This window comes from Nitrosomonas sp. Nm84 (assembly GCF_003201565.1).
Classification (GTDB): domain Bacteria; phylum Pseudomonadota; class Gammaproteobacteria; order Burkholderiales; family Nitrosomonadaceae; genus Nitrosomonas.
In genome coordinates this window covers 37,004-51,365 of sequence record NZ_QJJP01000018.1, presented here as the reverse complement: position 1 = coordinate 51,365, position 14,362 = coordinate 37,004, and the positions used below count along the sequence as shown (strand labels likewise).

Here is a 14,362-nt window from a genome sequence, read left to right as displayed (position 1 = left end):
CAACTGAGGCTTTTAGAGTTAAGCCCAGCGCTTCAATGTATCACAGGAAAGTTTTAATGGAACCCATTCTGATGGGTCTTGAGAGATTGGAGATTGAATTTAACAGGTCTGTTAAATTCTTGAAAAGAGTAAATCCCATACATCGTGCCCAAGCTTCAATCCTCTTTGCTCAAACTTGGTTAAAGGCCGGTGTTCGGGACGTGGCGCATATTCCAATGCAGTATTGGATAATTGGGGTTCGTGACTCAGAACTTGCAGGATTTGTATCGCGTACTCTTCCCAGTCGGTGGCCACATGAATATAACCGCCCGGTTTCAAATGTTCACACAAGCGGGCAACCAGCGCAGGTTGAATCAGGCGGCGTTTGTGGTGCTTGGCTTTAGGCCAGGGATCGGGGAAAAAGATGTGGATGCCGCTCAAAGATTCAGCAGGCAGCATGTATTGAAGTACTTCGACGGCATCATGTTGAATGATGCGCAGGTTGGTCAATGCAAGTTTTTCGATCTGATTGAGTAAACTGCCGACTCCTGGCGTATGGACTTCAATCGCCAGATAGTCATTGTCAGGGTGCGCTTGGGCGATGGTGGCGGTGCTATCGCCCATGCCAAAGCCGATTTCCAGGATTTTAGGGGCTTCTCGGCCAAAAACCTGATTAAGATCCAACAGGTTCTGGCTGAATGGAATGCCATATTGCGGCAGCAATGTTTCGCAGGCGCGACGCTGCGCATTGGATAGGCGTCCCTGACGAAGAACGAAACTGCGTATGGTGTGTTGCATGGGTAAATAAGATGGCAGTGACGAATGGAACGATCAGGCGGATTTGTTGGTTACCGGTTTGGTTGTGACCGTATCCGAGCGGGCGATTACGCCATCCACTGGAGAGCTGGGGCTGGCGCTGTAGAGTTTTTTCGCCATGCGTCCGGCCAGGTAGGCTTCGCGTCCGGCTTCTACCGCTTTGCGCATGGCCGATGCCATCAATACCGGATTTTTTGCCGCGGCAATGGCAGTATTCATCAATACGCCGTCGCAACCCAATTCCATCGCAATGGTGGCATCCGATGCCGTACCGACGCCGGCATCAACCAGCACGGGGATTTTGGCATTGTCGATGATGATCTGCAGATTCCACGGATTCAAAATACCCATGCCGGAACCAATTAATGAAGCCAACGGCATGACGGCAACGCAACCCATGTCTTCCAATTGTTTGGCAATGATCGGATCGTCCGAGGTGTACACCATCACCTGAAAATCTTCCTTGATCAGGATCTCCGCGGCTTTAAGGGTTTCCACCATGTTCGGGTAAAGCGTTTTGGGATCGCCCAGCACTTCCAGTTTGACCAAGCTGTGGCCATCCAGCAATTCACGCGCCAGACGCAAGGTGCGCACCGCATCTTCTACGGTATAGCAACCGGCTGTATTGGGTAACAAGGTGTATTGCGAAGGCGGCAAAGCATCCAATAGATTTGGTTCATCAGCATTCTGCCCGATATTGGTGCGCCGAATCGCGACGGTAATGATTTCGGAACCGCTGGCTTCAACCGCTGCGCGGGTTTCGTTGAAATCCTTGTATTTGCCTGTGCCGACCAATAAACGCGATGCGTAGGTTTTACCGGCGATGACTAAGTTATCCATGAAATTCTTTTTTGTATGAGAGTGTATGCGCAAAATAATGGGATTTAACCGCCACCGACGGCTACCACGACTTCCAGTTGGTCTCCATGAACCAGAATTTGTTCCGAGAATTGGCTGCGTGGAACAATTTCGCCGTTACGTTCGATGGCAATGCGTTTGCCATGCAATGCAAGATGGTCGATCAACTGCGAGACGTTAATCGGCGCTTCAAATTGCTGTGGTTGTCCATTAATGGTGAGTTGTATCATGGGTGATAAAGCTGGGGTTGATATTTCAGGTTAGCCTGATGAAAGATCAAAAATTAGCGTGAATTTTATCATGTAGGGGGATGGGTAATTTGAGAAATTTATGAATATCACTTCGAATTGATCCAGCTCTACCTAAGAATCCTTTGAATAACTGTCATTTCGAGCATAGCGAGAAATCTATACGGTGAATTGTCAAAGATTCCTCACTACGTTCGGAATGACAAAGGTGGGTATCGTCGTTTGCCCGTTTATTTTAATACATATTAGGCAATCACATCCAAAGAAGGAGCGAACCCTGCTTCTAAACCTATCATTTTAATCTGTAGGTCTGCGCCATTAATAACATCAGCCGTAAATATTCCAGTGCTAGAGTTATAATTCATTTGACCAGTGGCAAACGATTGATTTCCAGATAAAAATAAATTTGCATCAATAGTCGATAAGTCAATCTTATCTCCTTCACTCCATTTAAAGCTTGCAATAGTATCAATTGCACCACCTGATGGACTATCGTTCGAAAAATCATAATCAAAAATATCCATACCTAATCCACCAGCCAGATAATCTTGACCCAAACCTCCATTCAAGTTGTCATTTCCATCCTGGCCTAGTATAGTATCATTGCCGCTATCTCCGATGAGAGTATCATTGCCTGAACCGCCATCCAAGATATCATTTCCATTATTATCAGCTCCCCAAGCCCATCCTCCCCTTAGATAGTCATTGCCGCTTTCTCCTGATAACCGATCATTACCATTATCCCCATAAAGCGTATCATTATCATTGCCGCCATTAATATAGTCATCACCATAAGAGCCACCGCCAACATCATCACCATTACCGCCATAAATCGAATCACTGCCATCAGCAGTAAGTGACCAATGAGCACCCCATAGCGTATCATTTCCATCATTTCCCACTAGAGTATCCGCACCAAGGGATCCATCAAAAGTATCTTTACCGTTTGCCCCTCTCATTACATTATTTAACTCATTTCCCACAACTTGAGTGTCAAACCATAATTCAGAAACAGTTAATGTTATATTTTCAACATTTGGATTCAGAGTTAATAAATTAACTGCATAACCGTTATCTACCCACATAGTGTCAATCCCTGCATTTGCAGACTCAAAAACTTCCGTAGGTTCAGCGTTGTAATAATTATCGTCTCCTGTTCCTCCATAGAGTGCGTCAGTACCAGCGCCACCATCGAGACTATCAGCTCCACCATACCCATAAAGAATATCATTCCCACTCAGACCGCTCATGTCATCTGATGAGTCAGTACCTTGTAATGAGTTATAAAAAACATTTAAATACATATTCAGTACAGAAAAATAGGTCCATTGCCATGTGTCATTATCGTTTGAATTGGTTCCACTTATCTTTGCCATTTTGCCTCTCCTTAACTAGTTTCCATTATTTAGAGATCGATAAAATTTATCCATTGATACTAGCTACAATGAATTACATTTATAGATTGCGGTCTTTATGCAAAGGATGATGTGATTTTTCCCACAATCATTTTAGTTTTATGTAGAGACGAGTGGTAAGTATCCTGAAACAATAGCTTGCACAAAATGAAGACAGCGTAAGAATGTCGGAGGTTGTAAGGTAATTTCCCTAAATATTAAGGGGTAAATGCAGTAGAACTTTCTATTCTAGGCGAAACGGATACATCACAGCATATTTGAATAGGCCGCGAAACGCATAGAAAAGAATTCAGATCGCGACCTGACAAAGTCAATGCCTTTTTAGTGTAGTTAATTACTTTTATCTTATAGCGTGATTCTGCCGAAACTTTATGAAGTATTTTTTGCATTCTTTAGACACAAATCCCAATAAGGCAACCCTTCAAACCGCTTCACCAGAAAATCGACAAATGCCCTGACGCGTTGTGAAAGATGACGTGTCTGCGGGTAGATGGCATAGGCTGTCAGTGGTGCAGCGTGAAATTCCGTCAATAGCGGTTGCAATGTGCCACTTTCAATTTCCTGGTACACGATAAATACCGGCAACAGTACGATGCCCGATCCCGCCACGGCGGCATCGCGGAGGAATTGGCCGTCGCTGGCTTTCAAATAGGGAACGATTTTCGTTCTGACCAATTGCTCCTTGGCATCGTACAAATCCCAGTTTTCAAAATTGCTGACCAAGTTATAAGCCAAGCAGCGATGGTTGCTGAGTTCCTGCGGCGATTGTGGCGTGCCCATGCGTTCGAGGTAAGCCGGGCTGGCGCACATGACGGCTTGGATGGGGGCAAGACGGCGGGCAATGAGGCTGGAATCCGACAGATTGGCGATCCGAATGGCCAGATCAAATCCTTCTGACAGCAGATCGACTTGGCGGTCATTAAAATCCAGATCGAATTCAATGTCTGGATGAATTTGCAAAAATTCATGGATGGCAGGACCCAGATGCATCAAGCCAAAGCTGAGCGGCACAGCTACTTTCAGGCTGCCTTTCAAGGCGCCATGAAATTGTGAGGTGGCATGTTCGGCTTCGAGAATATCGTCGAGGATGCGTACACATTGTTGGTAAAAGGTGCGCCCGCTGTCGGTCAAATTCATTTGCCGGGTGGTGCGATGAAATAATTGAACACCGAGGTGTTCTTCCAATTCTTTTAAACGTCGACTGACGACGGATTTTGCCACATTCATGCGATCCGCCGCGGCACTGATACTGCCGACTTCAACCACGCGCACAAACGCATTCATATTTTCATAACGATCCATTGAACGACTCCATTGTTGCTTATGCGAGAACAGCTATTTCGCATAACTGCTGTTTATTCTTATTGTGGCAACAATGATAATACTCCCAGCAACTACGACATAATAATTTTTATGAAAGGAGAAAATGATGAACGCATTCGTTAATTCGTCACGATTAATTCCCGCAATGGCAGTACCGGAAGGCGCCGGTGTTACCGTGTACCGCACGATTGGCGCGCCGACATTGCGTAATTATGATCCTTTTTTGTTATTGGATCATATCAGCAGCGATAACCCGGATGACTATATTGCGGGTTTTCCGGCCCACCCGCATCGGGGTTTTAGTACATTTACTTATATGATCGACGGTCATATGGAACATCAGGACAGTATGGGCAACAGCGGCGATTTAGGTCCCGGTTCTGCGCAATGGATGAAGGCTGCCAGTGGTATTATTCATTCCGAAATGCCGAAACAGGATAATGGCTTGATGCGCGGATTTCAATTGTGGATCAATTTGCCCGCAGCCTACAAGATGGATCATCCGGAGTACCAGGAATTTTCTGCTGATGCATTTCCAGTGGTAGAAACGCCTGATTACTCGATGAAAGTGTTGATCGGCAACATAGGTAATGCAAAAGCGCCTATCGTGGATAATCTTACCGAGGTGGTTTATCTCGATGTAACCGTCAAACCCGGCAAACGGTTTCACCATGCATTTCCGGTTGGGAGCCGCAGTTTTGTTTACGTGTTTGAGGGTACAGGGCAGGGTAATGGAGAAAACATTCCTACGCATTCATTGGTGATTCCGGATACGGAAGATAACGTGTTCGATTTTATCGCAGGACCTGACGGCGCACGCATGGTGGTTGCGAGCGGTAAGCCGATCGATGAGCCCATCGTACGTTATGGCCCGTTTGTGATGAATACTCGGGAGCAGATCGATCAGACGATGCGCGATTACCAATCCAATGATTTTGTGCGCAATCGCGCCTGGGTCAAACGTGATCACTGAAAGACAAATAACAACTACATCAATTAATAAGGAGATTTCAATGGAAAAAGTAACTCAACTCGTCGCACGAATCATGCTTGCTCTTATTTTTCTAATCGCCGGACTGCAAAAGATTGGTGGCTATGAAGGCACCCAAGGTTACATGGAATCAGCAGGGGTGCCGGGTATGCTATTGCCGCTGGTCATACTTTTGGAGGTGGGCGGTGGTCTGGCGCTCATCGCTGGGTGGCAAACCAAGCTGACAGCGGTCGTATTGGCGCTATTTACGTTAGCTGCTGCCGCGCTTTTTCACAATAATTTTTCAGATCAGATGCAAACTATCTTGTTCATGAAAAATATTGCGATGGCCGGCGGGCTTCTGTTGTTGGCTGTTTACGGGGCGGGAGGCTGTAGTGTTGACAGCTTCCGTGCTCGGAAGGCAGCCTAACGGCTACTAGCTGTGCGGCAACTGCTTACGCTGCAATAGAAAAACAAATTCACCTCCGGCGCTGGTTTCCAGCCAGGTAAATGGTAATTTGGGGTAGGCTTGCTCCAACGCTGCCCGGTTATGACCGATTTCAACCACCAGGATGCCATCGTCGGTTAAATACCGGGCAGCTTGCTGCAGGATTTGACGGGTGGCATCCAGTCCATCTTCGCCGCTGGCCAGTGCGTTCTGCGGTTCATGCTGGTACTCCTGCGGCAATCGTTCCATCGATTCGGCATTGACGTAGGGCGGATTGCTGATGATCAGATCGTAGCGCTTCCCTTGCAAGGCTGAAAACAGATCGGATTCGACCAGGTCAATCCTTTCTCCCAGTTCGTAATCCTGTACATTCTTACGCGCCACAGCCAGTGCCTGAACGGAAATATCGACAGCATCCAGCCGTGCATACTCAAAAGCGTGTGCCATCAGGATCGCCAGACAACCCGATCCGGTACATAGATCCAACACCGCAGTGATATCATCCGGTTCGGTGATCCAGGGTGCCAGTTGTGTTTGTAGCAACTCGGCAATGAAAGAGCGGGGTATGATCACGCGTTCATCCACATAGAAACTGTAATCTCCCAACCAAGCCTCATGCGTAAGATAAGCTGCAGGTATTTTGTGCTTGGCGCGGCGTTCGATGACATCCAGTATCTGGCCACATTCGCTATCAATCAAGCGCGCATCCAGGAATGGCTCCAGTTGATCCAGTGGTAAGTGGAGGGTTTTCAGAATAAGATACGCAGCTTCATCGTAAGCATTCGATGAGCCATGGCCAAAATACAGGCCGGCTTGATTGAATTGGCTGACAGCAAAGCGTAAGAAATCCCGGATCGTGAGCAATTGAGGTGAGTCTTGAGTGGTCATTAGAAGATTGAAAGCAATAGAGTGTTAATATTAAAGACTGATTAAGAAATGGCGGTCTGTCAGGATACCTGATGATCGATTCGCAGCAATGTAGCATAAAAATCCGGTGATGAAAGTATCTCCGGATATTTGAAGGATTCTTTTTAGCTTATTATTTTAAACGAGACCCAATTGATAGTGAACGCTGATGACGATAGCAATTTTATGCGGATCGCGTTGGAGTTGGCGCGTCGGGCGCAAGACAATGGCGAAGTGCCGGTAGGTGCGGTAATTGTGCAGAATGGAATTATCGTCGGACGGGGATATAATTGTTCGATTACTAGCGCCGATCCTACTGCACATGCCGAGGTGATGGCGATGCGCGATGCCGGCAGTCGTTTGGCTAATTACCGCTTGCTGGGGTGTACGCTCTATGTGACGTTGGAGCCTTGTGCCATGTGCATTGGCGCTATGTTTCATGCGCGTATCCGACGTCTGGTGTATGCCGCGACGGATCCGAAAACCGGCGCTTGCGGGAGCGTCATTGATCTGCCATCAGAAACGCGGCTTAACCATCATGTGCAAGTCACCGCAGGTGTCATGGCAGATGAGGCAAGCGCGTTATTAAAACAGTTTTTTGTGCAAAAACGCAAAATGACCGGATAAGATGATGATGAAAATAACCATTAGCATTGCTACCCAACAGCTTGATGTATTGAATGAGCAAGGAGAAGTCATCAAGCGATATTTGATTTCATCGGCAAAAAAAGGCACCGGGCAGGAATATGGCAGTTTTTGTACGCCGTTGGGAAATCACATCATTCGTGCCAAGATTGGCGCGGGGCAGGCAGTGAATACTGTTTTTATCAAGCGGCGACCAACCGGTGAAATTTATAGTTCGGAATTAGGTCAGCAATATCCGAAAAGAGATTGGATTTTGACGCGCATTTTATGGTTGTCGGGTTGCGAACGCGGCTTTAATCGATTGGGCTCAGTCGACACGATGCGCCGTTACATTTATATTCATGGCAGCCCGGACAGCGCGGAGATGGGTAAGCCGGGGTCAATCGGATGCATCCGCATGCGAAATGACGATTTATTGGAACTGTTTGATCTGGTTAGAACCGGAACCCAGGTTGAGATTCATGCCTAACAATAAGTAAAAATATTACACAGCATTGTCGGATTGATGGAAAATGAGCAACTTTAGTGATGAATAATGGGAGAACAACGATGAAGTTTCAGGCAAAAATTAACAAAAGGAACGGATTGATTAATTTCATGTTGGCGCTAATTCTGTCTTCGCCAGGCATACTGCTGGCAGAGGAAATCGGTAGTGTTTCAACGGTATTCAAGATGTTGGGAACGAATGATAAAATTGTCGTTGAAGCATTTGACGATCCCGAGATTCCAGGGGCGACGTGTTATTTAAGCCGGGCAAAAACAGGAGGCGTTAAAGGAATGGTGGGTGTGGCGGAAGATACTGCGGATGCTTCCATTGCGTGTCGTCAGATTGGTGCCATTTCGCTACCGGAAAAAGTGAAGAACGGCAAGGAAGATGGTGAGGAAGTCTTTAAGAAAAGCACATCACTGTTGTTCAAATCATTGCAGGTGGTGCGATTTTATGATCCCAAGAGAAATGTGCTGATATATTTAGCGTATAGCGACAGGATTATTGAAGGATCACCTAAAAACAGCATTTCGATTATTCCGATTACGCCATGGCATTAATAATAGTCTGTTAATAGAATGGCCTAATAGCCTAGTACAAATATAGGAAAATAAATTATTTTCATTGATGGCATTTAGCAGTCGCTAATACTATAATGACAGGCCATTTTTACCAATTGATTAATTTGACTAATATTATCCTCCATGCAGTTATTTGCCTTTGGTATCAACCATAATACTGCGCCGCTGGACGTGCGTGAGCAGATTACTTTTCCTGAAAATACAATGGAACACGCATTGCATGATTTGGTAGGACGCAACCCCATCAAAGAAGCTGCGATTGTGTCCACCTGTAACCGTACGGAAGTGTACTGCTGTACAGATAAGCCCGAAGACGCCATGATTTGGCTGGCAGATTTTCATCATCTGCCGACGCGTGAGTTGGATCCTTATTTATACAAACTGCCGCGCGAAAAAGCCGTGAAGCATGCATTCCGGGTTGCCAGCGGATTGGATTCCATGGTCTTGGGCGAGCCGCAAATACTGGGTCAACTAAAAAGCGCCGTGAAATCAGCAGAGCATGCAGGTACGTTGGGTTTGTTGCTACACAAACTGTTTCAACGCACATTTTACGTGGCCAAGGAAGTTCGTACTTCAACCGAGATCGGTGCCAATTCGGTATCGATGGCCGCCGCCGCTGCGCGTTTGGCTGAGCGGATTTTTGGTGATATTGGTGAGCAGCGTGTGCTGTTCATCGGAGCAGGGGAGATGATTGAGTTATGCGCTAATCACTTTGCCGCCCGTAATCCAAAGAAAATTACCGTGGCGAACCGTACCACGGAGCGTGCAGAAGCATTGGCCAATCGCTTTGATGCACAAGCCATTACACTGAGTGATCTGCCGGAGCAGTTGGCACTACACGACATCATTGTGACTTGTACGGCAAGTCCGTTACCAATTCTGGGTAAAGGCATGGTAGAACGTGCCATCAAGATCCGTAAGCATCGCCCGCTGTTTATTGTCGATTTGGCCGTGCCGCGCGATGTTGAATCTGAAGTGGCGGAACTGGATGATGTGTTTCTCTACTATGTTGATGATTTATCTGACATTGTAAAAGAGGGTTTGGATTCGCGTCAGAATGCAGTCGCCCAAGCTGAAACGATTATTGATTCGAATGTGGTGGATTTCATGCGTTGGATGTCAACGCGGGAAATGGTTCCAACCATCCGTGCATTACGTGATCAGGGCGAACGCTATCGCCGACACGAATTAGCCCGTGCACATAAGCTACTGGAGAAGGGTGAAGACCCGAGAAAAGTTATTGAAGCAATGAGTAATAGTCTGACCAATAAATTCTTGCACGTACCTTCGAGTGCATTGAATCACGCAGCGGCGGATGAACGTGAGGAATTAGTCGAGCTGATCAATCGACTGTACCAATTGCATCGCCCACAATGAACAAAAATATCACGGAACGGCTCACTCGTCTGAGTGTGCGGTTGGAAGAATTAAATCAATTACTGAGCAGCCAAACTGCGACAGCAGACCTCGATAATTATCGCAAGCTTACGCGCGAGCACGCTGAGATTGTCCCCATTGTTGAACTCTATCGCGCCTATCAGCAAAGCGAACAGGATATGCAAACCGCACGGGAAATGCATGCTGATCTGGAAATGCGCGCTTTTGCCGAAACCGAGATACAGTCTGGAAAAGAGAAACTGATAAGAATTGCATCAGAAATACAGAAGCAGTTACTCCCGAAAGATCCTAACGATGAACGCAATATTTTTCTGGAGATTCGCGCAGGAACCGGCGGGGATGAATCTGCCTTATTTGCAGGCAATCTGTTTCGGATGTATTCACGCTATGCAGAGAGACGAGGCTGGCAGGTAGAAATCATTTCACAAAGTTTGTCTGATATTGGCGGTTATAAAGAGATCATCGCTAAAATTATAGGCCAAGGCGCTTATTCCCGGCTTAAATTTGAATCGGGTGGCCACCGTGTTCAACGTGTGCCGGTCACTGAAACGCAAGGGCGGGTACATACGTCAACGTGTACCGTGGCTGTTATGCCCGAGGCGGATGAAGTCAGCGAAGTGATACTGAATCCCTCTGAATTGCGTATCGATACATTTCGTGCTTCCGGCGCGGGTGGTCAACATATCAACAAAACTGATTCGGCGGTACGCGTAACCCATTTACCGACCGGTATCGTGGTGGAATGTCAGGATGGACGCTCGCAACATAAAAACAAGGCGCAAGCGCTGAGCGTACTGGCGGCACGTATTCACGACAAACAGATGCGCGCACACCATGCAGAGCAAGCGGCGACTAGAAAATCACTCGTCGGTACCGGCGAACGGTCGGAGCGAATCCGCACGTATAATTTTCCTCAAGGGCGTGTGACGGACCATCGCATCAATCTGACACTCTATAAAATGGATCAGATCATGGATGGTGACATCGATGAGCTATGCTCGGCGCTGGTAGCTGAACACCAAGCGGAATTGCTGGCAGCTTCAGTACAAGAATAATTAACATGACGTTGATGATGTGACAGTGCATTGATATGCAAGTCGTTGCCGTTACCATTGCACAAGCGTTAACAGAAGCTTATCGCACTATCGATAGATTGGATGCGCGTATGCTGTTGCAGCATGTATTAAATGTCGACCATGCTTTTTTACTGACTTATCCGGACCAAGTGCTGGTGCCACAGCAGATTGAAGATTTTTCTCGCTTGGTTAAGCGGCGGATTGATGGTATACCGATTGCCTATTTGACAGGGGAGCGTGCATTTTACGATCTGACTTTTAAAGTGACCGAAGCGGTTTTAATTCCTCGCCCAGAAACTGAATTGCTGATTGAATTGGCATTGGAGCGGATACCTGTTGGTCAGCCTCTCAAAGTACTTGATTTGGGAACGGGAAGCGGTGCGATTGCTATTACGCTTGCCAAGCACCGCCCTCAAATACAAGTTGTTGCAGTTGATGTATCAGCGGATGCGCTCGCTGTTTCCCGATGGAATGCCAAAAATCTACAAGTGGACAATCTTAGCTGGGTCATGGGAAGTTGGTTTGATGAACTTTCGGCGCAGAAATTCGATCTGATTATATCGAACCCGCCGTATGTGGCAGAAAATGATCCTCACCTGCGACAAGGTGACCTGCGCTTTGAACCACAGATTGCTTTATCTGCAGGTAGTGATGGTGTGGCATGCATTCGACATATCATCGAGATTGCACCTAAGTATCTTGTAAGCGGCGGATGGTTGTTATTGGAACACGGTTATGATCAGGCTGATGAATGCCGGCAATTGTTGCAGCATGTAGATTTTAGTAATATTTGTTCCTACCCCGATTTGGCTGGCATAATGCGCGTGAGTGGCGGTCAGATGAATGTTTCATCATAAGCGCATAAGCGGACAATGCGTTTCTGGCATGGAATTTAATGGCACTGTTTTTGTACAAATACAAAAAACTTTTTTTAGGAATAACCTCTTGGAGAAACTAGCACTATGAACGTTGAAGATTTAATCGCACAACAAATTACCACCCATCCAGTAGTTCTCTATATGAAGGGCTCGCTAGAACAGCCCCAGTGTGGATTTTCTGCAAATGCGGTGAATATTCTTAAAGCGTGTGGTGTTGATAGTATTTATGCGGTTGATGTACTGGCAGATCCGGAAATCAGGCAAGGCATTAAGGATTATTCAAACTGGCCAACGATTCCTCAACTGTATGTGAATGGAGAGTTTATTGGCGGCTCGGATATCGTGACTGAAATGTATCAGTCCGGAGAGCTACAGAAATTGTTCGAAAACTGATATCAGTTAAATAATTTAGCAGGCTGTTAATGGCGACTCAGTTTATTCATCAATATGAGTAAACTGAGCCGTATAATTTTCAATTCATGGCAGTAGCGATCACCCAATAGCGCGCAAATTTGCCAATCGCGATAAATATTAGCGCCCATAGCCAATTGGTGCGCAGCCACCCCGCAGCAACGCATAATAAATCACCAATAAGTGGTGCCCAAGACAGCAGCAGTATAGGGGTGCCATGCCGACGTACCCACCCCAAGCCGCGTAAATTTCCATTCGATTTCTTTAACAGTGCTTTTTCATCCGGTAAAAACCGGCCGATCAAATACGAGCTCATGCCGCCCAGTGTATTGCCTATCGTTGCCCAAATAAGCGCTTGCCAGTGAAGTTCAGGGTATGCCAGCAAAACACCCACAAGCACAGCCTCAGATCCACCAGGAAGCAGCGTGGCAGCTAGGAAACTGCTGGTAAATAACGCTAGCAGGCTTGATTGTTCGTCCATAAAAGCGATGCGGATTTAGAAAGTGCGATAGTTTAACTGGATATTTTTGTAAAGTAATGAAGATATACAGTGTTAGGAAAAGATCGCAAGTTAGTATTGGACTTATGCTGATTTGTTGGTATCAATTCAATTCAAGTTCAACGCTATTTGCGAGGGAAATGACATGGTCAAGTAAAACCGGACAACTCAGTTAAGCAACTTTCTTTACGCTTTCAATTTCTACCTCATATTGATTTGGGTTCTTGTACCCCAAGTATGAGTGCAGTCGATGACTATTATAAAACATGGAAATGTACTGCAACACATCTTGCTGAGCTGCATAACGGGTTTGATAATGGCGCCAGTGGATTCGCTCCTGTTTGAGGCTGCCGAAAAAGCTTTCTGCCACAGCATTGTCGAAACAATCGCCGGTGCGACTCATACTACCCATAAAGCCATGTATTTCCAGAAGCTTCCGGTACTCTCTGCTGGCATATTGCGACCCGCGATCCGAATGTACTATCAGTCCTGCTTGCGGCTGGCGCTGCCAGATAGCCATTCTTAATGCATCACATACCAGTCTGGCTTTCATTCTTGGACTCATGCTCCAGCCGACCACTTTCCTGGAAAATAAATCAATGACCACAGCCAGATACAACCAGCCTTCCCGAGTCCAAATGTAGGTTATGTCGCCAACGTAGACTTGATTGGGGGCTGCAACATCAAACTGCCGATTTAGCTTGTTGTCGAATACCGGCTGTTTGTGATCGCTATTGGTTGTCACTTTGTATTTCCTGCGATGCTTGACTTGCACACCGGCCTCCCGCATCAGGCTTCGAGCTTTCCAGCGACCAACCCGATAACCCAGCGCATTTAGCGCTTTTCCGATTCTGCGGCTACCATAACTATAATTGCTGAATTTTGCTATATCCCGAACCGCTTCAAGTATTTCCTCGTGCCGCTGACTTTCAGAACAATTATCAACGCACCGAACGTAATCATAGTAGGCGCTACGACTTACACCCATGAGTTGGCACATCAGGCCAACAGGATAGGTCTTTTTCCTTTGGGTAATGAACGAATACTTCACTTCGTTTCTTTCGCGAAAAAGACCGTCGCTTCCTTTAGTATTTCCCTCTCCAGCTTGAGCTGCTTGACTTGCGCTTTCAACTGCCGGATTTCTTCTTGCTCCGGCGTCAGTTTCCCATTACCCCGGAATGACTGATCAGCATCATCTGCCTGGTATTCCCTGATCCACCTCCTCAACATATTGGGCGTGATCTCCAGACTTCGGGATACTTCTGACGTCGTATGGCCCTGATCCAATACCAGGCTGATAGCATCTAATTTAAATTCTTTTGTATATTGTTTTCTCGTTACCATTTCTTCCTCCAATTAAGCTATTTTCTCTTAACTGGAGTGTCCGGTTTCATTAAACCACGTCAAAATATTGGTTAAACGCT

17 protein-coding genes are annotated in these 14,362 nt (G+C 46.5%); 9 read left to right on the top strand and 8 right to left on the bottom strand.

From position 1 onward, the window contains the following. Window positions 1-111: 111 nt before the first annotated feature. The 5 genes from trmB to C8R34_RS10215 form a co-directional block, all read right to left on the bottom strand. Window positions 112-777 carry a tRNA (guanosine(46)-N7)-methyltransferase TrmB gene (gene trmB, locus C8R34_RS10235; protein WP_110340376.1) on the bottom strand — a complete coding sequence of 222 codons (666 nt, stop codon included), beginning with the start codon at window positions 775-777 and terminating at the stop codon, window positions 112-114. 33 nt (window positions 778-810) lie between these two features. Beyond that, on the bottom strand, window positions 811-1,635 hold the full coding sequence (locus C8R34_RS10230; protein WP_110340374.1) for a thiazole synthase: 825 nt from the start codon (window positions 1,633-1,635) through the stop codon (window positions 811-813). 44 nt (window positions 1,636-1,679) lie between these two features. Beyond that, window positions 1,680-1,883 carry a sulfur carrier protein ThiS gene (gene thiS / locus C8R34_RS10225; protein WP_110340372.1) on the bottom strand — a complete coding sequence of 68 codons (204 nt, stop codon included), beginning with the start codon at window positions 1,881-1,883 and terminating at the stop codon, window positions 1,680-1,682. Between the two features lie 263 nt (window positions 1,884-2,146). Further along, the gene (locus C8R34_RS10220) at window positions 2,147-3,277 is read right to left on the bottom strand and encodes a calcium-binding protein (protein WP_110340370.1); all 1,131 of its coding nucleotides are present in this window, start codon (window positions 3,275-3,277) and stop codon (window positions 2,147-2,149) included. Window positions 3,278-3,685: 408 nt separating this feature from the next. Continuing rightward, window positions 3,686-4,618, bottom strand: a complete 933-nt coding sequence (locus C8R34_RS10215; RefSeq protein WP_110340368.1) for a LysR family transcriptional regulator — start codon at window positions 4,616-4,618, stop codon at window positions 3,686-3,688. Between the two features lie 127 nt (window positions 4,619-4,745). Between C8R34_RS10215 and C8R34_RS10210 the strand changes: the two genes are divergently transcribed. Together C8R34_RS10210 and C8R34_RS10205 are read left to right on the top strand one after the other, a co-directional pair. Further along, window positions 4,746-5,612 (top strand): pirin family protein, encoded by an 867-nt coding sequence (locus C8R34_RS10210; protein ID WP_110340366.1) that lies wholly within the window; start codon window positions 4,746-4,748, stop codon window positions 5,610-5,612. Between the two features lie 40 nt (window positions 5,613-5,652). Further along, complete coding sequence (locus C8R34_RS10205; protein WP_110340364.1) at window positions 5,653-6,039, top strand: DoxX family protein; 387 nt, start codon at window positions 5,653-5,655, stop codon at window positions 6,037-6,039. A gap of 6 nt (window positions 6,040-6,045) precedes the next feature. Here the strand turns inward: C8R34_RS10205 and prmB are convergent, their stop codons facing one another. Next, window positions 6,046-6,945: a 50S ribosomal protein L3 N(5)-glutamine methyltransferase gene (gene prmB, locus C8R34_RS10200; RefSeq protein WP_110340362.1), complete on the bottom strand. Its 900-nt coding sequence runs from the start codon at window positions 6,943-6,945 to the stop codon at window positions 6,046-6,048. A gap of 171 nt (window positions 6,946-7,116) precedes the next feature. On the opposite strand from prmB, the gene tadA reads away from it, so the two are divergent. From tadA to grxD, 7 genes are all read left to right on the top strand, one after another. After that, on the top strand, window positions 7,117-7,590 hold the full coding sequence (tadA, locus tag C8R34_RS10195) for a tRNA adenosine(34) deaminase TadA (RefSeq protein WP_375342121.1): 474 nt from the start codon (window positions 7,117-7,119) through the stop codon (window positions 7,588-7,590). 7 nt (window positions 7,591-7,597) lie between these two features. After that, window positions 7,598-8,077 carry a L,D-transpeptidase gene (locus C8R34_RS10190; RefSeq protein ID WP_110340416.1) on the top strand — a complete coding sequence of 160 codons (480 nt, stop codon included), beginning with the start codon at window positions 7,598-7,600 and terminating at the stop codon, window positions 8,075-8,077. 128 nt (window positions 8,078-8,205) lie between these two features. Beyond that, on the top strand, window positions 8,206-8,655 hold the full coding sequence (locus C8R34_RS10185; protein ID WP_375342122.1) for a CreA family protein: 450 nt from the start codon (window positions 8,206-8,208) through the stop codon (window positions 8,653-8,655). A gap of 144 nt (window positions 8,656-8,799) precedes the next feature. Continuing rightward, window positions 8,800-10,053: a glutamyl-tRNA reductase gene (gene hemA / locus C8R34_RS10180; protein ID WP_110340358.1), complete on the top strand. Its 1,254-nt coding sequence runs from the start codon at window positions 8,800-8,802 to the stop codon at window positions 10,051-10,053. After that, window positions 10,050-11,129 (top strand): peptide chain release factor 1, encoded by a 1,080-nt coding sequence (prfA, locus tag C8R34_RS10175; protein WP_110340356.1) that lies wholly within the window; start codon window positions 10,050-10,052, stop codon window positions 11,127-11,129. The genes hemA and prfA overlap by 4 nt, the downstream gene beginning before the upstream one ends. A gap of 35 nt (window positions 11,130-11,164) precedes the next feature. Further along, entirely contained in the window at window positions 11,165-12,007 is an 843-nt protein-coding gene (gene prmC / locus C8R34_RS10170; RefSeq protein WP_110340354.1) for a peptide chain release factor N(5)-glutamine methyltransferase, read from the top strand. A gap of 105 nt (window positions 12,008-12,112) precedes the next feature. Next, window positions 12,113-12,421 (top strand): Grx4 family monothiol glutaredoxin, encoded by a 309-nt coding sequence (gene grxD, locus C8R34_RS10165; protein ID WP_110340351.1) that lies wholly within the window; start codon window positions 12,113-12,115, stop codon window positions 12,419-12,421. Between the two features lie 79 nt (window positions 12,422-12,500). Here the strand turns inward: grxD and C8R34_RS10160 are convergent, their stop codons facing one another. Beyond that, complete coding sequence (locus C8R34_RS10160; RefSeq protein ID WP_110340349.1) at window positions 12,501-12,920, bottom strand: YqaA family protein; 420 nt, start codon at window positions 12,918-12,920, stop codon at window positions 12,501-12,503. Between the two features lie 190 nt (window positions 12,921-13,110). Continuing rightward, a protein-coding gene (locus C8R34_RS10155; protein WP_258364456.1) for an IS3 family transposase occupies window positions 13,111-14,282 on the bottom strand; the annotation gives its coding sequence in 2 pieces (ribosomal slippage) (window positions 13,111-14,033 and window positions 14,033-14,282; 1,173 coding nt in all). Window positions 14,283-14,362: the final 80 nt, after the last annotated feature.